Source organism: Haloferax sp. Atlit-6N, assembly GCF_003383195.1.
GTDB lineage: Archaea > Halobacteriota > Halobacteria > Halobacteriales > Haloferacaceae > Haloferax > Haloferax gibbonsii.
Window position 1 is genome coordinate 124,299 of record NZ_QEQJ01000006.1, and the last position, 22,115, is coordinate 146,413.

At 67.6% G+C, this 22,115-nt stretch carries 20 protein-coding genes and 1 tRNA gene; 10 read left to right on the forward strand and 11 right to left on the reverse strand.

Annotated features, from left to right (window positions below):
- Positions 1-338 precede the first annotated feature (338 nt).
- Positions 339-770 carry a disulfide bond formation protein B gene (locus DEQ92_RS18235; protein ID WP_008094895.1) on the forward strand — a complete coding sequence of 144 codons (432 nt, stop codon included), beginning with the start codon at positions 339-341 and terminating at the stop codon, positions 768-770.
- A gap of 37 nt (positions 771-807) precedes the next feature.
- Here the strand turns inward: DEQ92_RS18235 and DEQ92_RS18240 are convergent, their stop codons facing one another.
- The 6 genes from DEQ92_RS18240 to DEQ92_RS18265 form a co-directional block, all read right to left on the reverse strand.
- Complete coding sequence (locus tag DEQ92_RS18240; protein ID WP_115821202.1) at positions 808-2,316, reverse strand: DASH family cryptochrome; 1,509 nt, start codon at positions 2,314-2,316, stop codon at positions 808-810.
- Positions 2,317-2,392: 76 nt separating this feature from the next.
- Positions 2,393-2,935, reverse strand: coding sequence for a hypothetical protein (locus DEQ92_RS18245; protein WP_004974441.1), 543 nt, complete (start codon positions 2,933-2,935; stop codon positions 2,393-2,395).
- A gap of 8 nt (positions 2,936-2,943) precedes the next feature.
- A complete protein-coding gene (locus tag DEQ92_RS18250) occupies positions 2,944-4,953 on the reverse strand; it encodes a SpoVR family protein (protein WP_115821203.1) in 2,010 nt (669 codons plus the stop codon).
- Positions 4,950-6,269: a YeaH/YhbH family protein gene (locus DEQ92_RS18255; protein WP_004974438.1), complete on the reverse strand. Its 1,320-nt coding sequence runs from the start codon at positions 6,267-6,269 to the stop codon at positions 4,950-4,952. Before DEQ92_RS18255 ends, DEQ92_RS18250 begins: the two co-directional genes overlap by 4 nt.
- Entirely contained in the window at positions 6,260-8,539 is a 2,280-nt protein-coding gene (locus DEQ92_RS18260) for a PrkA family serine protein kinase (RefSeq protein ID WP_004974435.1), read from the reverse strand. Before DEQ92_RS18260 ends, DEQ92_RS18255 begins: the two co-directional genes overlap by 10 nt.
- A complete protein-coding gene (locus tag DEQ92_RS18265; protein WP_004974434.1) occupies positions 8,536-10,608 on the reverse strand; it encodes a PrkA family serine protein kinase in 2,073 nt (690 codons plus the stop codon). The genes DEQ92_RS18260 and DEQ92_RS18265 overlap by 4 nt, the downstream gene beginning before the upstream one ends.
- A gap of 533 nt (positions 10,609-11,141) precedes the next feature.
- On the opposite strand from DEQ92_RS18265, the gene DEQ92_RS18270 reads away from it, so the two are divergent.
- From DEQ92_RS18270 to DEQ92_RS18280, 3 genes are read left to right on the forward strand one after another with little or no spacing between them, the layout of a single operon-like run.
- Entirely contained in the window at positions 11,142-11,522 is a 381-nt protein-coding gene (locus DEQ92_RS18270; RefSeq protein WP_004974432.1) for a DUF5820 family protein, read from the forward strand.
- 24 nt (positions 11,523-11,546) lie between these two features.
- Positions 11,547-11,996: a UPF0179 family protein gene (locus DEQ92_RS18275; protein ID WP_004974429.1), complete on the forward strand. Its 450-nt coding sequence runs from the start codon at positions 11,547-11,549 to the stop codon at positions 11,994-11,996.
- A 33-nt stretch (positions 11,997-12,029) separates the two neighbouring features.
- Complete coding sequence (locus tag DEQ92_RS18280) at positions 12,030-12,677, forward strand: HAD family hydrolase (protein ID WP_115804988.1); 648 nt, start codon at positions 12,030-12,032, stop codon at positions 12,675-12,677.
- A gap of 26 nt (positions 12,678-12,703) precedes the next feature.
- On the opposite strand, the gene DEQ92_RS18285 is transcribed toward DEQ92_RS18280, so the two are convergent.
- Positions 12,704-13,564: a succinylglutamate desuccinylase/aspartoacylase family protein gene (locus DEQ92_RS18285; protein ID WP_004974426.1), complete on the reverse strand. Its 861-nt coding sequence runs from the start codon at positions 13,562-13,564 to the stop codon at positions 12,704-12,706.
- 120 nt (positions 13,565-13,684) lie between these two features.
- Complete coding sequence (locus DEQ92_RS18290; RefSeq protein ID WP_115804987.1) at positions 13,685-14,170, reverse strand: DUF309 domain-containing protein; 486 nt, start codon at positions 14,168-14,170, stop codon at positions 13,685-13,687.
- 89 nt (positions 14,171-14,259) lie between these two features.
- Between DEQ92_RS18290 and DEQ92_RS18295 the strand changes: the two genes are divergently transcribed.
- From DEQ92_RS18295 to DEQ92_RS18305, 3 genes are all read left to right on the forward strand, one after another.
- Entirely contained in the window at positions 14,260-14,448 is a 189-nt protein-coding gene (locus DEQ92_RS18295) for a hypothetical protein (protein ID WP_049905042.1), read from the forward strand.
- 68 nt (positions 14,449-14,516) lie between these two features.
- Positions 14,517-15,176, forward strand: a complete 660-nt coding sequence (locus DEQ92_RS18300; protein ID WP_050459797.1) for a sulfite exporter TauE/SafE family protein — start codon at positions 14,517-14,519, stop codon at positions 15,174-15,176.
- 45 nt (positions 15,177-15,221) lie between these two features.
- A tRNA-Leu gene (locus DEQ92_RS18305) sits at positions 15,222-15,305 on the forward strand.
- 762 nt (positions 15,306-16,067) lie between these two features.
- Here DEQ92_RS18305 and DEQ92_RS18310 read toward each other — a convergent pair.
- The gene (locus DEQ92_RS18310; RefSeq protein WP_050459798.1) at positions 16,068-16,337 is read right to left on the reverse strand and encodes a hypothetical protein; all 270 of its coding nucleotides are present in this window, start codon (positions 16,335-16,337) and stop codon (positions 16,068-16,070) included.
- Positions 16,338-16,428: 91 nt separating this feature from the next.
- Here DEQ92_RS18310 and DEQ92_RS18315 point away from each other — a divergent pair, with 91 nt between their 5' ends.
- The 3 genes from DEQ92_RS18315 to DEQ92_RS18325 all read left to right on the forward strand — a co-directional run bounded on the left by DEQ92_RS18315 (position 16,429) and on the right by DEQ92_RS18325 (position 19,061).
- Positions 16,429-17,226 (forward strand): inositol monophosphatase, encoded by a 798-nt coding sequence (locus tag DEQ92_RS18315; protein WP_115804985.1) that lies wholly within the window; start codon positions 16,429-16,431, stop codon positions 17,224-17,226.
- A 93-nt stretch (positions 17,227-17,319) separates the two neighbouring features.
- Positions 17,320-17,790 carry an Lrp/AsnC family transcriptional regulator gene (locus DEQ92_RS18320; protein ID WP_004974414.1) on the forward strand — a complete coding sequence of 157 codons (471 nt, stop codon included), beginning with the start codon at positions 17,320-17,322 and terminating at the stop codon, positions 17,788-17,790.
- 152 nt (positions 17,791-17,942) lie between these two features.
- Positions 17,943-19,061 (forward strand): DUF63 family protein, encoded by a 1,119-nt coding sequence (locus DEQ92_RS18325; protein WP_004974411.1) that lies wholly within the window; start codon positions 17,943-17,945, stop codon positions 19,059-19,061.
- A gap of 217 nt (positions 19,062-19,278) precedes the next feature.
- On the opposite strand, the gene DEQ92_RS18330 is transcribed toward DEQ92_RS18325, so the two are convergent.
- The gene (locus DEQ92_RS18330) at positions 19,279-20,967 is read right to left on the reverse strand and encodes a YcaO-like family protein (RefSeq protein ID WP_115821204.1); all 1,689 of its coding nucleotides are present in this window, start codon (positions 20,965-20,967) and stop codon (positions 19,279-19,281) included.
- A 49-nt stretch (positions 20,968-21,016) separates the two neighbouring features.
- Positions 21,017-21,844, reverse strand: coding sequence for a transcriptional regulator TbsP (gene tbsP / locus DEQ92_RS18335; protein WP_050459801.1), 828 nt, complete (start codon positions 21,842-21,844; stop codon positions 21,017-21,019).
- Positions 21,845-22,115 lie beyond the last annotated feature (271 nt).

The window sequence follows — 22,115 nt, forward strand, 5'->3', positions numbered from 1 at the left end:
CAAATCGCACTGGTTCGGCGCGTATCCCGTGACCGAGCGGCCCACGAAGATTCGCCCGTCGGTCGTCCCCCGACGGGCGAGGGTCACTCCGCGTATCCACCCTCCCGAGCGACTGCGCTCGTCTGAGTGGCCCGATTCGTCCGACCGCCCCCGTTCGCGCCGACAGCTCGACTGCGAAGCCGATGGCTTGAGGTTCGCCGGCGTCTATCGTGGCTCTACGTCCACCGAGCGATGATACGCGACCCGACCCGACGAGACCGTGGCGAACCGCACGCGAAGCGACAACAGTCGGCCCCGAAGCCGAACCGGGCGAGAAACGATCTCGGGAGCGTCTGACCGTGTCGGACACGACGCGCGCCGCGCTCGCCGCCGGAACGCTCGTCGCCCTCGCCGCGACGAGCGGGAGCCTCTATTTCAGCCTCGGTCTCGGACTCACGCCCTGCGACCTCTGTTGGTACCAGCGCATCCTGATGTACCCGCTCGTCGTGGTGCTCGGAGTCGCTGCGGTCGAGGACCGACCCGGCGTCTGGAAGACGGTGCTTCCCCTCTCGCTGGGAGGGCTCGCCCTCTCGGGCTACCACTCGTACCTGCAGGTCGCACCGGGCGCGACCTGTACCGTCGGCGGCCCGTGTACGTCCATCCAATATCCCATGCTCGGCGGCATCCTGACCATTCCGCGACTCGCGTTCATCGGGTTCGCGCTCGTGACGGTCCTCGCGCTCGCCGCCGCCCGCCTCGGCGGGTCGGCCGACGACGCGTGGGGGATGTGACCGCGGTCGGGACCGCACTCCGAGCGCCGTCGCCGCTCTAACTCCCGTCGAGGTCGACCATCGGTTCGGGGTAGTCCACGCCCAACTCGACCCCGTAGGTCGCCTGTTCTTCGTCGCTTAGCTCCCACGGTTCGTGGGCGTACTCGGCGGGCAACGCGTCGAGTTCGGGGAGCCACGTCTTCACGTACTCGGCGTCCTCGTCGTAGCGGTTCGCCTGCCAGCGCACGTCGAACGAGCGGTCCCGCGAGTCGTTGCCGACGCCCGCGGCCCAGTTGCCGTAGTTCGACGCGGGGTCGTAGTCGACGAGCTGCGTCTCGAAGTACGCCGCACCGCGTCGCCAGTCCAGTCGGAGGTCGTTGGCGAGGAACGACGCGGCGTTCTGCCGCCCGCGGTTCGACATGTAGCCCGTCGCGTTCAACTCCCGCATGTTCGCGTCGACGAAAGGGATACCCGTCTCGCCCGCCGCCCAGCGCTCGAACTGCGTCTCGTCCGCCCGCCAGTCGATGTCGGTCCGCTCGCGGATGCCCCCGCGGCGGAAGAAGTCGCTCCCGTGTTTGGCGAACTGGAACTGGAAGAAGTCGCGCCAGCGGAGTTCGAAGACGAGCCAGTACGTCGAGTCGTTTGCGACCCGTCGGTCCTCGTAGCGGTCCACCTCGGCCTTGACGTACCGCGGCGAGAGACAGCCCTCGTTCAGCCACGGCGAGAACTTCGAGGAGTAGTCGGCTCCGAGCATCCCGTTTCGCGTCTCCTTGTACTCGCGGAGGTGGTCGCCCGTCCAGATGTACGACTCCACGCGGTCGAGCGCGGCCGTCTCGCCGCCGTCGAAGGAGAGGACGCCGCGGTCGTCGGAGGCGCGGGCGGACTCGGCGTCCGCAGTCCCGACGAGGGTCGAAAGCGAGGGGAGGTCGCCCGCGACGGGTGCGTCGACCGGGAGCGGCGGGACGTCCGGTTCGGAAAGCGGGTCACGACCGGCGGGGTCGCCGTCGCCCGCTGACTCGCCACTTCGCCCTGTGCCGCCTCCCTCGTCGCCTTCGACGGCCGATTCGACCGCCTTCCGGAACGTCGTGTACGTGTCCGGAACTTCGGAGAGCGCCATCGGGAGGTCGTCGAGGTGGGTGAGCGTGTGGCCCCAGAAGCGCCGGAGGTCGACGCCGTCGCCTCCCAGTTCTCGCTCGACCGCCGACTCGACGCTCGACTCCTCGGGGGTCGGACGCGTGTGGACCGTCACGAAGTCGGCGTCGACGGTCGCCGCCAACTCCGGAAGGACGGACTCGGGTGTTCCCTCGCGGACGACGAGGTCGCTCCCGCGGTCACGGAGCGACGCCCGGAGGTCGGACAGCGATTCGAGGCGGAAGCGGGCGCGGTGCGCGCCCGTCTTGTCGAAGTCGAAGGAGTCGGGCCCGCCGAAGGGCCGGTCGCCGTACTCGCGGGGGTCGAGACAGTAGACCGGGAGGACGCCGCCGGCGTCGCAGGCGGCCGCGAGCGCCTCGTTGTCGTGCAGGCGGAGGTCGCGGCGGAACCACGCGAGCGAAGTTGACTCGGACATCGTCGGCGGCGCTTAGGATGGGGATGACTTGAGTCGAACGGCGGTCCTGGGGCGACCCCCGGCCGTGTCGCCGGGTCTACGTCCGGCTTCGCGTCTGCAGGCCGAGTTCCGCGCCGGCGACGACGGCGGCGACGGTGAGCGCGAGCCCGGCGACGAGTCGCGGGTCAACGCGGTCGATGACGGGGACGCCCATCCAGCCGGCGAAGAGGAGCGCGAGCCCGGCGAGACACGTCGCGAGCGACAGGAGCGCGAAGGGAGCTTGCGTCGGCTCCTCGTCGGCCAAGTAGTGGTCGAGCTCCGCCGCGCTCGACCCGAGCGAGACGGTCTTCGCCCGCGAGTCGTACGCGACGATTCGGAGCGAGTCGAGCTTGGGCAGATGGGTCTGGTGGAGCGAGATGTAGACGCTCTGACGGACGTTCTTGGGAGGTGGCGACTCGCCGGACTCTATCTCGGCGATGTGCTCCGCGAGGTCGCCGACCGACTCCGGCCCGTCCCCGTCGCGCAGTCGTTCGAGCGCGAGCCGCCGCCGCTCGTTTCTGAGCACGTCGTGGATGTCGGCCTCGTCGAGCGAGCCGTCCGCCTGCTCGCCGGAGACGGTCGGCGAGTCAGGCTCGGCCATCGCCCCGCTCAGAGCCAGTCATCGGGCTTCGTGTCGTAGTCGACCTCGCCGGCGGCGATACGCGCCTCCAGTTCGGGGTCGAGGTCGTGTTCGTCGAACGATTCGCCGTCGTAGCGGACGCGGATGGCTCGCTCTTCCGGCGTCGGCTCGCGCCCCCGTCGACGGGCGACTTCGACCTCGTGCTCGTCGAACTCCTTCGTGATGGTCATCAGGTTCACCGGGCGGCCCCAGAGGTGATAGACGCGCTCCAAGACGCCCTTCGCCTGTTTCATGTCGAGGATGACGCCGTTGTACTGGTGTCCCAACAGGAGTTCCCCGCGGTTGTCGAAGTTGCCGTCGTACACCGCGATAGTCGGCTTTCCGAAGTTCGTGAACTGGAACAGGAGCTTCTTTTTCACGTCTCGGTACTCCGACGAGGAGACGCGGAACTGCCGGGACGACTGGGAGTACTCGTAGGCGAAGTAGTGGTTCGCGCGGACGAACTCCTCGGAGAGGAACGCGTCGAGGAACGTCACGTCGTTGTGGCTCTCGCGAATCTCGCGCATCCGGTCCCAGCCGGCGGTCTTGTCCACGTCGGCGACGGCCTCCTCGACGCTGTCGTACACCTCGTCGTCGAACATGTACCGCGAGAGCTGTTCGAGTTCGGAGCGCCGAATCCGGCTGAGGAACCCGCGGTTCTGCGCCTTGACCAGCGAGTAGTGTCGCTCCGCGAGCCCCTCGTAGGTGAGGAGCTTCCACGGGTACGCTTCGAGGTCGAGCGACTCGTCGCCCGACAGCGCCCTGTCGAGGGTCTCGTGGTCGACTCTCGGGTCGTCGGGGCCGAGTTCGGACAGTTCGTCGAGGGAGTCGGCGCTGACGCCGTCGATAGCGGGGTCCGCCCGGAGGAGCGTCTGCACCTCGTCGAAGTCGACCGTCTCGTGGAAGTTGCGCCACGTGACGCCCTTCACGCGCAGGAGTTTGTCGGCGACCTCCGCGCGGTTCGTCGAGTTCTCGATGTACTCCCACAGCTCCTTGCCGAGCTTGTAGGGGTTGAGCCCGGGCGACCCGAGGACGCGCGACTGGTGGTCGGCGTAGGTGATGAACTCGTCCGTGCCCGCGAAGCGCTCGTCGCCCATCATGAGCGACTCCCAGTAGGCCGCCCAGCCCTCGTTCATCACCTTCGTCATCTTCTGGGCGGCGAAGTAGTACGCCTCCTCGCGGAGCATGTCGAGGACGTCCTTCTGCCACGGCTCCATCTCTTCGGCCTTGCCCGTCTCCTCGTCGTACCGCATCCCGTGTTCGCGGACGTACGCGAGCACGTCCTTCCGGGGGTCGGTGAGCTTCGCGGCCTCGCGTTCGGCCTCTTCGACCTGTTCGAGCCACGCGTCGTCGAACACCTCGCGGCGCACGTCGTCGGAGATGTCGAGACTGTCCAACTGGGCGCGAATGTCTCCGGGGATACGACCGTCCTCGTCGGCGGCGGCCTCGCGGATGGTCCGGTGTTGGTCGATGGTGTCTTCCAGACAGAGGACGGCGTCGATGAACTTCTCCACGTCGTCCCGGCTGATTTCGGGGTTTTCCACGTACCGTTCGATGGTCTGGGCGTGCCGTTCGAGCATCGCCGCGGCGGCGAACTGCCCCTCGTCGGAGAACAGCCCGAACCACTGGTTGTTCTTGAAGAAGTCCGAGTGCGCCTCGACGTGGGTGATGACGGCCTTCTGGTCGGCCAGCGAGTTCGACTCCTGGAGGAAGGCGTTCGCCGGGTCGTCGTTGTTGACGATTTCGAACGCCTTACCCATGCCGAACTGGTCGGTCTTCCGCTGGCGGTCGTAGGTCATCCCCCACCGCCAGTGCGGATACCGCTCTTGGAACCCGCCGTAGGCGATGAGCTGGTTCATCTCGTCGTAGTTGACCACCCAGTAGTTCACCGGGTAGGGGTCGAGTCCGAGCTTCTTCGCGAGCGCGCCGGCCTCCCGGACGGGCTCGTCGAGTCTGGCGGCCTCGCGCTGTGCGTCTCTGCGGTGTCGTCTGAAACTCATTCTGCTGTCGCCTCCGTGCTGAGGATGGTGTAGATGGCGTCGATGACGTCGTCGGGCTCCGAGACGTACGCGACCACGACGTTACCCTGCTCGCCGAGGCTCCGTTCGACCTCTTCTGCGTGCGTGGCGTTGATGGCGGTCCCGCCGGGCTGGGTCTCCACGTAGGCGTGGAGGTTCGCGTCTATCTCCTGCATGAGCGGGACGACCCGCTCTTTGGTGTCGTTCGAGGAGTTCTCGGAGTCGCCCGCGGCGAAGACGTAGCGGTTCCACTCGCGCCACGGGTAGCGCTCGTCCAGCACCTCCTTCGCCAGCTCGTAGGCCGACGAGATGCGCGTCCCGCCGCCCGAGCGGATGCCGAAGAACTCGTCGCGTTCGACCTCCCACGCCTCCGCGTCGTGGGCGATGTAGACGAACTCGGCGTGGTCGTACTTGCCCGTGAGGTACCAGTCCAGCGGGGTGAAGGTGCGTTCGACGAGTTCGCGCTTCGTCTCCCGCATCGACCCCGACACGTCGCGGATGTTGACGACCACGACGTTCGACTGCTTCTTCTCGATGACCTCGGGGTGGCGGTAGCGCTCGTCCTCGCGGCGGAACGGAATCTCGCGGAGCCCCTCGCGTCGGATGCGCTGGATGGCCGTCGTCCGCTCGACGTTCTCCTCCATCTCCTCGAAGGAGGCCCACGTCCCGCGTTCGTCGTCCGGGATGCGGCTCCACTCGTCTTCGATCCACGCCATCGAGACGAGGATGTTCTGCTCGCGGCACCACCGGAACACCTCGCGGGCCGAGGTGCCGTCGACTTTCATCGCCTCGCGGACGAACTCCTCGTCGAAGTCCATCGCGAGCTTGCGCTTCAGGCCCTCCTTGAACAGGCGCTCGAAGTCGAGGGTGCTGTGGGGGCCGCTGCGGGTGATGTCGGTGAAGTCGCCTTCGACCTCCTCGATGACCTCCTTGCCCTTCGGTTCGAGTTCGAGGCCGAGTTCCTCGTCCAGCGCCTCGGCGAACTGCTCGGGGTCCATCTCGTAGTACTCGTGTTCGGCCCCCTCCTCGCCGGGCTCGCCGTCTTCGCCCTCGCCGTCACCGGGCTGTGGCTGGCCGAGCGGCTGGCCCACGTCGGGCGTGCCGCCTTTCCCCTGCCCGACGCCGCCCATGTCGAGGCGGTCGTACTTGAACTCCGGCAGGTCCACGACCTTGATGGGTATCTTGATGTCTTTCGAGCCGGACGCGCCGAGGTCGCCGTAGGAGATGAACTCCTTGAGGTCTTCGCGGCGTTCTTCGCCCACTTCGCGGAATCGTTCGAGGTCGTCTCTCAGTCCCATGTGTGGCTCACCTCCTTCATCACGGCACGGCTGGTCAGTTCGGCCGACGCCGCGGTGTAGCCGCGGTCGACCAACTCGTCGATGGTGCGTGCTTTCACGCGCGCCGTCTCGGTGTTCGCCGGCGGGTCGTCCCACTGGCGGGGGTCGAGGTCGGAGAACAGCCGGCGCACGTCCTCCCAGTCGTGGGTTTCGAGCACCGTCCGGATGACCGGAATCTCGGTCAGGTCCACGTCGGAGACGGTAAAGCCCTCGTCGCGGTTCTCCCACGCGTAGCGGTTGAGCGCGGTGATGACCTTCTCGTTTCGGAAGTCCTCGACCGTCTCGGATGGGTCGTTGCCCTCGTAGTCGTCCGGCGAGAAGCGCCCGAGGTGCTCGGTCTCGAACAGCTTCATGAGAAGCGGGTCGGGGTCGACCGGCCCGCGCTCGGTCTCTATCTGCCCGTCGGACGCCCACGCGTAGACGTGTTCGACGTACTCCTCGACCGTCTCGCGCTCGACGCCTTTGTCGGCGAGAAGCGCGTCGAGCACGTCCGCCTCCTGCTGGTCGAAGATGTACTCTTTGACCATGGCGATGCGGCCCTCGTACTCCGAGGACTCCGCCCGCGAGAACACGGGCGCGTCCGATAGCTCGGCGACCATCTCGTCGAGCACGTCGGTCGGCATCACCACCGACGACACGTCGAGGTCGGGGTGTCTGCGGTCGACGCGGTCGTGCAGGAGGTCGGCGATGACGTCGCGGGTGAACGTCACGGGAATCCCGTGAGTCCCCTCGGAGTCGCCGACGAACTCGAACGCCGACACCTCGCGGCGCTGGTCGCCGACCTGCAGGTAGCCGCGGTCGAACAACAGCGCCTTGTCGACGAGGTCGAACTCGATGTCCGGGTCGCGCGGCACGTCGTCGCCGTCGAGCCGGGTCACGACGCTGTAGAGCGCCGCGGCCTCGACGGCGTGGGGCGCGAGTTCTCGCGTGCGGACCTCGCCCGGCCCCTCGCGGACGTCCAGCGAGACGGCCTCGGCGACGCGGTCGGCCATCGCCTCGGGGTCGTCGGTCCAGACGCTCGTCTCGTTGGTCAGCTCGCGGCGGATGAGCTCGGCCTCCAGCGAGAGGTTCGTCAGGTAGCGGAACTCGTGTTTGTTGAGCCGGCGCTTGAGCGCCTTCAGCGGGTCGCGGCCGTTCCTGTCGGCGTACTTGTCGAGTTCGGCGTCGAGGTCCGGGTTCGAGATGATGACGAGCTGGGTGTCGATGTCCATCCCGATTCCCTTGTCCAGCTTGACGTGGCCCTCGTCGGGGACGTTCAGGAGCTTCTGGAGCAGGTCGGCGTGCTGGGTGGCGTCCTCGACGATGGTGAGGAGGCCGTTGCCCTGCGAGAGCACGCCGTCGTAGCTGAACGCCTGCGGGTTCTTGCGCCCCCGGGAGTTCAGTTCGCGGAGCATGCTCGGCATCCACGACCCGACCAGTCGCTCCTTGGGCGAGCCGTCGTCCTCCGAGTGGAGGACGCCGACGCCGCGGCCGACGTCGACGACGTAGTTTTTCACCCGGAGGTGTTTCGGGTCGGTGACGGCGCTGAAGAGGTCCTGCTTGCCCGCTCTGCGGAACTCCTCTTCGAGGTAGGTGTACGCCTCCAGGCAGAACGGGTCGAGGTCCTCGTCGACGTCGACGGGGATGTGGTCGCCGTTCCTGCTGTTGAGGTCGGCGAGCAGCCGCTTGCGAACCTCCGCGGGGAACACCGAAAGCGGGTGCGACTGGACCGGGCTTTCGTACCAGTCCTCGTCGGCGGCATCGACCTCGCCGCCGTAGGATAGCCCGCGGGTGTCGTCGGCGTTGGCGACGTTCCACTCGACGGTGTAGCGCCGCCCCGCGTCGGTCTTCGAGTACTCCCGAAGCCCGTTGATGAGACAGCGTTTCAACTCCGATTTCCCCGTGGCCGTCGGGCCGTCGAACCAGACGATTTTCTCGGCTTTGCCGCGGTCGGCGGCGATGGTCCGCAGGTCGTCGACGAAGGCGTTGAGCACCTCCGTGTTGCCGAGAACCGCGTGCTCGCCGTCGTTGGCGGGGTCGTCGAAAAAGCGGTAGCGCTGTTTCTCCTCGCCCTGTTCGACCACCTGTCTGGTCCCCATCGACTCGATGGCTTCCAAGAGGTACTTCGACGCGTGGGAGGCGATAGACGGGGACTCGAACGCGGCGTCGACGTACTCGCCGAGGCTCATCGGCTCCTCGTAGGTGCCGCGGAGCGCCTCGTCCGCCTCGCGGATGTAGTCTCGCATGGTCACCCTTCGAGTTCGGTCTTCGCCACCTCCGCACCGGCGAACTCGAGCACCTCCCGTGCGCCGTCGCGCGAGTAGCCCTGGTCGACGAGCGCGTCTATCCACGCGTTGCGTTCGTCGTCGTCCAGCTCGTTCGCGCTGACGAGCGCCGAGAAGTTGATGTTGTGCTTCTTGTCCTCCCAGAGCTTGCGTTCGAGGGCGCGGCGGAGGCGGTCGTTGTCCTGCGGGTTGAACGACGTCCCCTCGCGGGCACGCCGAGAGACCCAGTTGGAGACCTCCTGTCGGAAGTCGTCCTTGCGGTCCTCGGGGATGTTGAGCTTCTCTTCGACCGCGCGGAGGAACTTCTCGTCGGGCTCTTGGTCGCGGCCCGTCAGTTCGTCTTCGACCGTCGCGTCGTCGATGTAGGCCATGACGTGGTCCATGTACTTCTCGCCCTGCCGGCGAATCTCGTCGATATCGTAGGCGAGGGCGTGGCGCACGTCCTCGATGGCGCGCTCTTTGTACTCCTCGCGGACCATCTCGAGGTAGCGGTGGTAGCGTTCGAGGTTCTCCTCGGGAATCGACCCGTGGTTCTCGAGGTTCTCTTCGAGGTGGGTAAACGAGGACAGCGGCGAGAGGTAGCCGCGGCCGCGGTGGGTCGCGTCCATGATGGCCTCGGCGATTTCGTCGCCGATGAACCGGGCGGAGACGCCGTCCATCCCCTCGGCGATGTCGGCTTTCTTCTCGCCCTCCTCGCGGAGTTTACGCACGTCCACGTCGTCGCCGTCGTCCAACTCGCCGTTGTAGGCCTTCGCCTTCTGGACGAGCGAGATGGTGTCGGAGTCGGGTTCGACGATGCGGGTCAGAACGCCGAACAGCCCGGACATCTCTAAGGTGTGCGGCTCGACGTGGATGTCGGGCACGTCCGCGTTCCGGAGCATCTTCCGGTAGATTTCGGCCTCCTGTTCGTACTCGAGGACGTACGGGAAGTCGATGCGCTTCGTCCGGTCGTTGAACGCCTCCATCTTCTCGTCGCCCTTCTTCTCTCTGTACTCCGGCATGTTCGTCCGCCCGACGATGACCTGGTCGATGTCGATTCGGGGGTTGTTCTTCGGCTTGATGGTCTGTTCCTGCGAGGCGTGCAGGAAGTCGTAGAGGAACTCGCGCTGGAGCTTCAGCAGTTCCTCGCCGGAGAAGATGCCGCGGTTCGCGTTACAGAACGCGCCGGCGTAGTCGAACGCCCGCGGGTCGGACTCGCCGTACACCGCGAGTTTCGAGTAGTTGACGTCGCCGGTGAGTTCGGTCTCGTCTTGGTTCTTCTTGTCCTTCGGCTCGAACGTCTCGATACACTGCCGTTTGTTCTCGGAGGCGACGAGCCGGATGACCTCGATGTGGTTCGCCACGACCTCCTCTAGGTCGTCGTCGTAGTGGGCGAGCAGCCGGTCCATGTAGAACTCCGAGGCGGGGTCAAGCGCCTGGTCGTTCCGGATGGTGTACGGCGCGTCGAGGTTCTCGTTCAACTGCTTGATGACCACGTCGCGCTGTTCCTGCGGGAGCAACACGAGCGGGTCCTGGTTCATCGGCGACTGGACCACGTCGTCGGAGGGGTCCTGGTCGCGGATGACGTCGCCGAGGTTCGTCCACCGGAAGGTGTACATCCGCCCCTCGTCAGACATCGTGTAATCCTCGAAGTAGCGCCGGGAAATCCAGTCGAAGTGGGACTTCCCGGAGCCGACGGGACCCAAGAGGAGTTTGATGCGTTTTTCGGGGCCGAGGCCGCGGGCCCCCGATTTCACCTTGTTGACGAACTCGTGGATCGACTCGTGTACTTCGCGACCGTAGAAGACGTTTTCACCGTCGTGAAGGGGGTCTTCGGAGGCCATGAGGTACTCCACGACGCCCGCGTCCTCGTCGTAACGGGTGCCGTAGAAGTCGAACATGTCCGCCACGCGCTGGTGGGCGTTGCGAGCGATCTTTGGGTGAGCGTAGACCTCTTCCAAGTACCACTCGAAGCTCTTCGCCTCGCGGAGGTCCGCGGGCACGGAGTCTTTGTAGTGCTTGCTCAGGTCTGCGAGTGTTTCAATTTCGCCGGTCATTGTTCGTGGAGCCTCGTCGGACCAGCCGTCCGGTTAGACGACCGAGGGCGACGCGCCCGCGTTCGCGGGTCGCAGACGACACACCGCGAACCACGGACCCGCGGCGCAGACCGCGGGCGGTAGGTCGAAGTGCGTCGCCGCCGCTGCGCGCTTACGACGGGTCGGCGACTGGCGACAGAATCGGCAATTTGCGGACGATGCGCGACGGCTCGCTCGGCCCGGGGACCGAGACTACCAATCAATGAGAGACGTTAACATATAACGCTTTCTCTGAAAGTAGTCAACAAATTGTCTCGAACGCCAACCAATCCAGATACGTACCACGTCCCGTGACCCTCCAACCAGCCGAAGTGTGTCGATTTAATCGGCGGTTCAGTCGACTGTCGGTGTCGTTAATCGGGTCGGTTGGGATTCATGTCGTCTCCGATGGGTCGCGTTCGAGGCCCGAACCACGCGCTTCGAGCCGGGTCGAGACGGCCGCCCCTCGGCGCGGAAGCGGGAAGGCTTAGGACGCGCGGCGGACTAGCGCACCCATGACCGACCTCCCCGACGGGTGGACCCTCTGGAACGACGAACACGAGGGTCGGCGCATCCTCGCGTTCCGCCCCGACGTGTTCAACGAGAGCGCCTTTCCCGCCGAGTGCATGCCGACCGTCTTCGTGTGGAACGGGTCGCGGGCGAACCGCCCGGGCGCGACGCAGATACGCACCGAGACGTGGCACGCGGTGCTCTATCTCGAACCGGAAATCGAGGTCGTCGTCGAGGAGTTCGACTCCCGCGAGGCGGCCGTCGAGGGCGCGACCGACATCGCCGGGCGCTTTTCGGACGGCGAGATAGACTACCGGAGCGCCTACCAAGTCCCCCGCGAGGACTACTTCGAGAAGCTCGACGAGCTGACCGGGCGGGAGCCTTAACCACCTCGCAGGAGAACCACCGCTATGACCTCCGTCACGCTTGTCGGTGCCCGCCTGACCGACCCCGGCACCGAGTTCGTCTACCACGGTGAATCGAGCGCCTGCGAGGGGTGTCCATACCGCCAGCAGTGCCTCAACCTCACCGAGGGCGTCCGCTACCGGGTCCTCGGCGTGCGCGAGAACACGCAGGTCCTCGACTGCGCCGTCCACGACGAGGGCGTCCGCGCCGTCGAGGTCGAACCGGCACCGGTCACGGCGAACGTCCCCTCGAAGGGGGCGTACGCCGGGAGCAAGGCCAGCCTGCAGGGCCCGTGTCCGCACACCGAGTGCCCCAGCCACGAGTACTGCGTCCCCGAGGGTGCCGAGTTCGACCAGGAGTACCGCATCAGCGACGTGCTCGGCGACCCGCCGCACGACCACTGCCACCTCGACCGAAACCTGACGCTCGTCGAGTTCGAGCCCGCCGACGAGTAGGGGTTTTTGTGGTTCCCGGCCGCTGGCCCTGATATGACGACCGCCGTCTTCTTCGACCTCGACCTGACGCTCCTCCGCTACACCGCCGACTTCGAGACCATCTTCGACCGCGCGGTGCCGGACGCTCCGGACGGTGCCTACGACCGGTATCTCTCCGTCTTCTTCGACGCGTTCGAGGACCTCGCCGTGGACCCCTACGCGGTCGGCTTCGAGGCGATCACCGACGAGTTCGACATCGGCGACGACCCGGAGGCGCTCGTGGCGCGCTACGCGGAGGCCGAACTCGCCGCCACGACGGTCCCCGCGTCGGCCCGCGAGGCGCTCGTCCGCGTCGCCGACCGCCGACCGACGGGGATTCTCACGAACGGCGCGCCGGCGGTCCAGCGGGCGAAGCTCGAACGCCACGACCTCGCGGGCGTCGTCGACGCCGTCGTCGTCTCGAACGACCCCGCGGTCGCCTCTCGGAAGCCCGATTCGGGAATCTTCGAGGCCGCGGAGACCGCGCTCCCCGCGGACGACTACGTCTACGTCGGCGACACCTACGACGAGGACGTGGTCGGGGCGCGAGACGCCGGGTGGGAGGCGTACCACGTCGGCGACGACGGTCCCGGCGACGACCCGGCGGCGGTCGAATCGGTCGCCGAGGCGGCCGCTCGAATCCTCGGCGAGGACGACGCGTAGCGCGGAGAGACGAGACGGTCTGCCGACTACGGGAGCGTGCCGACTTTGTCGCCGGCGTAGCCGAAGATGTCCGCGTAGCCGTACGCGGAGAGGAGAATGGGGTAGAAGTCGCGGTCTGCGACGAACTGCTCGGCGTCGGCGCGGGCGAACGTCTCGCCGGCGGCGACGGGTTCGAAGTTGGTCGCGTGGACCTCGTACTGGTCCGCCGGCGGCTTGGGAAGCCGTTCGAGCAGGCGGAACACGTCGATGCTGTTCTCCTCCGGAATCGCGAGTTTCAGGCGGTCGTCTTCGGTCTGCGACTCGGACTCCTCGTCGAGCTCGCCGCTCCCGTCGCTCGCAACCGCGGGGGCGGGGAGAACGTTGGTCGCGGTGAGGAACGCCCGGATGAGCCAGTAGGCGTTGTCGGCCGCCTCGTCGGACTTCTGGAGGCCGGCTTCGACCTCGATGGTGTGGGCGTGCTCGATGAGTCGGCCCTCCGCGAAGTGGTTCGTCTCGACGGCCACGTCGACCGGGAGCCGGGGGAGAATCGACCGGGAGATGGCGTCGACCGTGTCCACGATGGCGAACGGTTCGGCGTACGACTGGGTGGAGTGAAGCGAGAACGCGGTGGTGCCGCGGACCTCGCGGCCGAGGTCGTGGGCGAGGCGTCGCTCGTGGCTCTCGGCGTTTGGGTCGCCCGGAAACGCCCGGTTGAGGTCCTCGTCGAGGTAGCGCTCGTCCGCCGCCAGCGCCTCCTCGTTGGCGACGATGAGCTTCACCGGACGCTCGACGTCGGGGTCCTCCGCGACGAACCGCTCGATGGCGCGAGCGCCGCACGGTTCGTCGCCGTGGATCGACCCGACGACAGACACTTCGGGCGTGCCGTCACCGAGTTCGTAGATTCGCATTGCCGGTTCCTAGAACTGGACGCTAATGGACCTTTAGATTCTCCCGGTTCGCGCCGCTTTCGCGGACGTGTTAGTCGGCGGGGACGGTTCGTGGCGGGCGAAGACCGCGGCCCGACGCGGTTAGTGGTCGAGTCCCTCGACGTACTCGTAGTCGGCGGGGTAGGCGGTCGCCCGGTGGCCGTCGAGTTCGATTTGCCAGCCGTGGAGCGCCGTCGGGTCGTCCAGCGCCGCCCGGAGGGTCTCGCGCACGTCGTCCACGCCGACGCCGTAGAAGTCGCTCGGAACGCCGCGGATGTACTCAAGCGCCGTCTCGAACAGCGACCGCATCCCCGCGTCGTTCTCGAAGTCGAAGTGCTTGTACGCGCCGGCGGCGACCTGCACCATCCCGTGGAGGAAGGCGCTTTCCGCGGTCCCCGCGCCGTAGTTGTACCACTCGTCTTCGAAGCAGTCGTGGCTCTCGTGGAAATCACCCGAGTTGAACAGGCGGACGCCGTGTTCGACCGCCCGGCGGAGCGTCGCGTGCTCCCACAGCCGCAGTTCGTCGTTCCACCCCGTCGGGTTGCCGAGCGGCGGGGCGACGCTCGGGTCGCGGGTGTGTTCGTCCATGTGAGTCAGGGCGACCGGGAAGCCGGTAACTCCATCGGTGGCGACACCGGGCGCTCAACTTTTTCGTGCGAGCGCGACAACGGTCGGACGTGACGGACGCAATCGAGTGCACCTACTGCGGAAGCGACGTTCGGCGTCACGACCCCGTCTTCGTGGCGGAACTCGAAGCCGGCGAGCGCGTGCCGGCGGGCGCGTTCTGCAACTACGCGTGCCTCTCGTCGCACATCGACGCGGCGGGGCTGACGACCGGCGCGTCCTGCGAGTGGCGGCCGGAGTAGGCTCCGACCGGGTCGGAGTACCCGCCGGGACCCCTGACCTATTTACCGCGATTCGTCCTTTCGAGCGTATGGCACTCGCATCAGCACTCGTGGCCGGCGGGGTTATCGGGGTCCGGCACGCGCTGGAAGCCGACCACCTCGCCGCCGTCGCGACGATGGTCGAAGACGACGACCGACCGAGCATCGTCGGCGCCTCGTGGGGCGTCGGGCACTCGATTCCGATTGCCGTCGTCGGTCTCACCTTCGTCGCGCTCGGCGTCCGCCTGCCCGAGTCGGTGACGCACTTCTTCGAAGTCGTCGTCGGTGCGATTCTCGTCCTCCTCGGGGCGCGGATGCTTCTCCGGGCCGCCGGCGTCTCCGTGCCGACGCTCCGCGACCACGACCACGACAGCGGCGTCCACCGACACCTCTCGCTCGGGAACGTCGCGTTCGGGACGAAACACACGCACGTCCACGACGAGTCGTTCGGGGTCGGCGTCCTCCACGGCTTCGCCGGCAGCGGCGCGCTCGTCATCGCGATGGTCTCGACCGCGCCCGCGGTGGGGCAGGCCGTCGCGTTCCTCGCGGCGTTCAGCCTCCTGACCATCGCCACGATGGCGACCGTCTCGTACCTCTGGGGCCGCTCGATGGCGGTCGGCGGAACGCGGGTCCTCCGCGCCGCGGCCGGCGTCGTCGGCATCGCCGTCGGCGGCCTCCTCGTCGTCGAGCAGTTCGGCGGTCTCGTCTGACGTTTCGCAACGTTTTAGCGGTCCCCCTGTCGTACTTGAGTACGCGCGAGGGTAGCTAAGTCAGGAAAAAGCGGCGGACTCAAGATCCGCTCCCGTAGGGGTCCGTGGGTTCAAATCCCTCCCCTCGCACTTATCGCGAGAAACGACGTGCCGAGCGGCGAGTGCATCTCACCCCGCGGGAGAAAAGCGGGACGCCGAGGCGGCCCGCAACCCCGGTATAAACCCGGTCGCTCGACCGCGGACGCGTTCTCTTCTGTCTCCGTCGTCTCCCGGTTACGCCGCCACCACAGCGCCGCCGCCCACATTCCGAACGATTCATCATGAACAGACCGGGTTTCCGGTGAAAAGCGCCGGAAGGGGGCCGACCGAGGACGACGTTCGGCGACGAGCGTGACCACCGTTCCGTCGACCGAACTATCAGCTTCTCCGGACAGTCCAGAATCTATCAGAAACATTCATTATATTCCCGGGCCTACTGTAGTGTTGCCGGAAGCGCAAGGACGCACCGGACGACCAAACCGAATCTGTCGGACGACGTGAAAGGCGTCGACGACGGTACGCATCGCAAGACGCGGAGGAATGGAATCGACACGAACACCGAGTCTTTCGTAACAGGAAGACGAGGTCAAAGTGCCGAAGAGGAACCGAAACAGCCCCGTAAACCGCTCTGCGAGCGAGCGGCGGGAAGACCAAGTACCGGACCACGAGAAATCGGAGTTCGGGAACTCGGCGCAAGCCGAAACGGTCGTGAGGGCTGCGGAAAACGTCTTCCGTCCGGGTTCTAATTGCGGATTCTGGCTTTTCCCGTTTTCCGACCCCCGAGCGAGCCGGCCGTCTGGCGGGACGACGCAGTCCGCGACGCGTCGGGCTCGGGTCGCCATGGCGGCGACGCTACGGCCGGACCAACTGACTCATGAGCCGGAGGTACTCCGAGGCGACGAGCGGTTCGTCGGCCGCGGTGCGCTCGACGGCCGCGACGCCGTGCCGGAGTTTCTCCTTGAGCGGGCTCGGCGGAACCTTGTGGCCGAGCACGCGGGACGCCGTCTCGACGTGTTCCAGCGCGGTTTCGGCGTCGCCGGCTCTGACCGCCGCTCTGGCGTCGTCGAAGGACGCCGCGAGCGACTCGCGGACCCGCGCCGGGAGGTCGATAGCGTCTGACACGACACGAGGTAAACCGTCCATCGACATAAGCCACCGGGCCGCGTCGGCGTCGGGTCGGTGGATATAGGCGCCTCCCCGTCCTGTCACGCCCATGAACGAACTCGACGCCCGGGCGGACCGGGCACAGCGCGCGGCCCGCGACGGCGGCGCAGTCGCGCGGCGCGCCTTCAGAACCGGCATCTCCGTCGAGACGAAAGACGGAAAGACGGACGTGGTCACGCAGGCCGACAAGGACGCCCAGCGCCGCGTCGTCGAGCGAATCCGCGGGGCGTTTCCCGAGGACCCAATCGTCGGCGAGGAGGACGACGAACTCAAGTCGGTTCCCGAGTCGGGACCGGCGTGGGTCGTCGACCCCATCGACGGGACGAACAACTTCGTGCGCAACGTGCCGGTCTGGGCGACCTCGGTCGCCGCCGTCCGCGACGGCGACCCCGTCGCGGCGGCCAACTACCTGCCCGCCCTCGACGACTGCTACGCGGCCGACGGCGAGGCGGCCTACCGCAACGGCGAGGAGATTTCGGTGAGCCAGCGCGACGACCCCGAGACGTGTACGGTCTGTCCGACGTTCTGGTGGGATTACGACGTCCGCGACGAGTACGCCGCGGCGGCCCGCGCCATCGTGACGCGCTTCGGCGACCTCCGTCGCTACGGGAGCATGCAGGTCGTGCTCTCGTACGTCGCCGACGGGTCGCTCGACGGCGTCATCACGAACAAGCGGGCGAACCCGTGGGACTCGGTCGCCGGCGCACACCTCATCCGGATGGCCGGGGGGACGGTCACGGACCTCGACGGCAACGAGTGGCGACACGATTCGGCGGGACTCGTCGCCTCGAACGGGCGCGTCCACGACGTCGTGCTGGAGGCGGCCCGCGAAATCGACGAGCGGTAGACGGACGAAACCCGGAACCGGACGCGCTCGCCGCGGGCGCGAGCGTGCTTCCCATCCGCAAGTGCGAAGTCACCCCCCATCAGAAAGGATAGCATGGACCTCGACGCGACGGACCGGGCGATTCTCCGGATTCTGATGGAAGACGCGCGGACCCCGTTCAGCGAAATCGCCCGCAGAATCGACATGTCGAGCGCGACGGTTCACGACCGGGTCGGTCGGATGGAAGACGCCGGCGTCATCGAGGGCTACCACGCCCACGTCGACCCGCGGCAGGTCGGCCTGGGCACCTCCGCGCTGGTCGGCTTCCGGGTCAAGCAGGGTCGCGAGAAGGAGGCGCTCCAACAGCTTCGCGACATCGAGGGCGTCCAGGAAATCGACCTCACCACCGGCGAGTGGGACGTGATGCTCCGAGTGTACGCCGAGGACACAGACGCCCTGCGCGAGCTCATGTTCGACCACATCGCCGAGCTCGACGGGTTCTCGCGGTCCCAGACGATGGTCATCCTCGGGACCGAGTACGACGACCCGGTGCTTCCGATTCGCGACCCCGACGACGAGGACTGAACCACGCCCGCCGCGGAGCGCCACCTCGCTGCGACGCGGACTCGCCACGACGCGGACTCGCCGCGCCGAGGCGTGCGCGACGGATGCGAGAGACCGGAACCCTCAACAGGCCCGCCGTCGGGGTATCGCCTATGGCAACGGTAGCAGAGCGAATGGGTCTCGACCCCGAGCGCCTCTGGGGGCTCGGCGTCGCGGCCATCCTCGTCGCCCTCGTCGGCGGGTCGCTCGCGTTCCCTCGCGTCGTCTACGACGGCTTCATCTGGCACTACTTCTGGGGCCCCGTCCAAGCCGACGCGAACTCGGCCGTCTGTGCGATTCGGGCGAACGGCGCCACGCAGTACCTCGACACGGCGTCGGCCTGCGCCGCCGCGGCCGAACCCGTCGCGTACCCCGGCTACACCCTCGTCTCCGAGGTCGGCTACATGGTCACGCTCGTCATCGCGCTCTCGGGCGTCGTGTTCCTCCTCCGCCGCCTCGACATCGGCGAGAGCCCCCGGTTCTTCTACGCGCTCTTCCCGTTCATGCTGTTCGGCGGCGCGTTCCGCGTTGTCGAGGACGCTAACGACTCGCCCGGCGTCGCCGACGCGCTCATCAGCTACCCGCTGAACACGCTCGTCATCAGCCCGGTTATCTACGTGACCGTCTTCGCAATCACGCTCGTCGCCGTCGTCGCGAGCGTCTTCGCCGAACGGCGGGGGCTCGTCGACGACTACGTGAAACCGCTGTTCGGGGCCGGCCTCGCGGTGCTCGCGGTGGCGGTCGGTTACCTCCTGTGGGCCGGCCTCACCGGCGCGCAGGGCGCGACGTTCTACCCGCAGGTGCTCGTCGTCATCCTCGTCGGCGCGACGCTCGTCACCGCGGCGACGTGGTGGCTCGTCGAGCGCTTCGCCCCCGAGGTCAACGAGGGAACGGGATACATCGGCCTCGTCGTCATCTGGGGCCACGCCATCGACGGCGTGGCGAACGTCATCGGCCTCGACTGGATGGTCGCGCTCGGCGCGGGCAACAACCTCGTCCCGAAGCACCCGGTGAATCAAGCGGTTGTCGACTTCACGGCCTCCACGCTCCCCGAGTCGGTGCTGGCCGTCACGGGCGACGCGTGGCCGTTCCTGCTCGTCAAGCTCGTGGCCGCGACCGCCGTCGTCTGGGTGTTCGACGAGCAGATATTCGAGGACAGCCCGCGCTACGCGATTTTGCTCCTCATCGCCGTCCTCGCGGTCGGCCTCGGACCGGGGAGCCGCGACATGCTCCGCGCGACGTTCGGCGTCTAACCGCCCCGCAGTCTCCCGCGTTCCGACCCCTCGTTTTCTCCTCCGGCGAAGCTTCAAGTACCGAGCCGCGGCCAACGCCGCTATTCTGTGACTCACGCCGCGCGGCGGCCTGCGGGTGTCCGGCACACCGGCGCGCGGATACGAAGGCCCCCGCCTGCCACGCGGCCGCCCGTGCCGGCTGTCAGCTCTGACGCCCGCGACCCCCGGGACCCGCCAGCTACGGGAACGGGTGGAACTCGCGGTCCAGTCGCGGCTCGAAGCCGAGGTCTCGCGGCACCGACTCGGCGCGGTCGGCGAAGTACGGCTCGCCGATGAAAAGCGGCTGTGCGGCCGGAACGACCACGCGGACCGCCTCGAAGCCGAGTCGTTCCACGTCGCGCGGGGTGGTCCGCGCCGCGTACGCGTCGAGGTCGGCGTCCGTGACCGCCGAGACGACCGCGTCGAGTTCGGCCGCGCCTTCGGGGACCTCGTCGGGGCCGACCGAGTCCGCTGGGATAGTCGCGTCCGGCGAGACGAACGTCCGAGCCGGCTTCGGGAAGTCGGCGTAGGTCGCAATCGCGCCGCCCTGCGTCGCGGCCTGCTCCGGTCCCATGCCGCGCAGTTCGGTCCAGTTCTGGAGCGCCTCGGCCAGCGCGGAGCGAGCGGCGCGGTTCGCATCGAGGTCCGCGCCGGAGCCCATCGCGAACTTCGGCCACTCGCCGTCGCGGTGGACGGCCACCGCCACGACCGGCACGTCCACGTCCTGCGTCACGAGGAGCGCGGTCACTTCTAGGGACTCCGAGCGGGCGCGGGCCGCCAGCGTCTCGAACGTCTCGTCGGTCACGTCCAGTCCGAGCGGGTCGAACGTCGAGTACCACGCGAGCATCGTCGCGTCGCGCTCGACGACCTCGTAGAGCCCCGAGAGAATCGCCTCGGTCCCCGAGTTGCCGAGGCCGAGCCCGGTCGTAATCGACGGCTTGTGTCGCTCGGACGGCGGCGGGTAGTGGACGAACTCCGCCGGGAGCGAGACGGTCGAGCCGGTCGCGAGGTCCTCGCCTTCGACCCACTGAATCGGCTCCTCGGGGTCGGGGTCGCGAAAGGAGTCGGGTCTGACGAAGCGACTCGGCGGCACCGCGGCCGGCCGAGACGCCGCGGGCGCGACGGCGAACTCGCTGGAGCGGTAGACGCCCGCCGAGTAGCGTTCGAGCGCCTCGCCGAGCGCCTTCATGTAGGCCTCGTCCCAGCCGGCGGCCGCGCCGCCGGCGAGTTCGGCCGCCCGAGCGTCGGCGTAGACCGTCGTGTCCGCCGTCTGCGCGACGTAGTACGGCAGCGGGAACGACTCGCGCTCGCCGACCTGCGTGACGATGCCGACGCGGTCGTCCACGGCCGATTCGGCCCGCGCGAGCGCGTCGTCTAACTCCACGGCGCGGAAGTCGCGGTCGAGGGTTCGGTCCCGCTCCATCGGCGACGGCGCGGGGAGGAACGACCGCTCGGGACCGGGGACTTCGACGACGGTCCCGGCCACGTCGTCGCCCGAGAGGAGCGCGATACCGCGCCGCCCGGCCACCGCGCCGGCGAGTCGGACGGCCGCGCGGTCACCGCCGGGGCGTCCCTCTGACTCCGTGGTGGACGCGACGCGCGCCCGGAGGTCCGCGAAGTCGGCGCTGGCGGGGTCGAACGCCGAGACGGCCGCGTCAAGGTCGTCCACGGGGTGGCCGCCGACACCGCCGATTTCGACGGCGAGCCATCTCGAAGCGGCTTCGTCGGCCGCGTCGAAGGCGTCGCTGCCGGCCGCGGCGACGACGAAGCCGAGGTCGAACGAACCGAGCGAGTCGGGGGTCGTCTCCGAGACCGTCGCGTCGATGTCGGCGCACGCCGCGCGAATCGACTCGGCGGCGGGACCGCTCCCGACGAGTCCGATGTTCATGCGCGCGACGAGGGGCGGCGGCGGGAAAAAGCGAGGGGGTCGCGGTCGGCTACGCGTCGAGCAGTTTCTGGGCCTCGTCGGCCAGTTCGTCGGCGGCGGCGGCGACGAGCTCGTCCGCGCCGAGCTTCAGGCGGAGCCGCGGGCGACCGACGTCGATGGGTACTTTCTCGGTGTCGATGAGGCCGAGTTCTTCGAGCTTCGTCTTCGTCCGGGAGAACGTCGCCTTGCTGGCGATGCCCACGTCCTCGCCCCACTTCGAGATGTCGTAGAGGAGAACTTCGTTGCGGGCGGCGACGAGAAGCGAGATAGTCACTTCGTCGAGGCCGTCGCCGTCGCCGCGAGCCGACGACAGCGAAGCGAGCACGGCGTCGAAGTCGGCGAGCGTCTCTTCGCCGATGTCCTCGCCGAGGGTCTCGCGGACGCGCGAGAGCGGCGGGGTCCGGAGCTTGAATTCGGGCGCGGCTTCCCAGTGGGCCTGATGGGCCTCGAACGCCGTTTCGACGAACGCCTCGTCGTCGGTGACGAGGCCGGCGACCTTGTCACCGGCGGCGACGAGCGCGACGACCGAGTTCGGCGTGACGAACAGCGTGTTCTCGACTTCGTCGTCGGCGGTCCGCATCGAGAGCGCGCCTTCGGCGACGAGGTTCGCGGCGTTGGAGGCGACGATGAAGTCGTCGAGCACGTCCTTCAGGACGCCCTCGTCGGCGACGAGACGGATCTCCGGCAGGTCGCCGTCGATGTCGGTCGCCACGGCGACGAGCCCTTCGATGACCTCGGCGGTCGGGTTCGCGACCAACACCTCGTCTTCCGACGAGGAAAGGACGGACTTGATGATGTCTCCTACCCCCTCAGCGAGTAGATTAGAACGAATAGCCATAGCTTGAATATCGCCAGTAATATATTTAATATTAACGCAAGACGACCGGCAGAACGTATTCGAAATCAAGTTGTACCAACGCTGTATCGCGCGAATTGAGCATTTCGTTTCAGAAATTTTACCCCTATCGGCGAGCGGGAAAATCGATGGCGAACCGAGAACCCCGTGCGTCCGGGAGTTGTCGCCCGCGGCGGTCGGCCTCGGCAGTCAGTTCGGCTCGGGAACACGTCGGAGACGGTCGGTATCGCGCGTTCGTGTATCTGTTCACGGT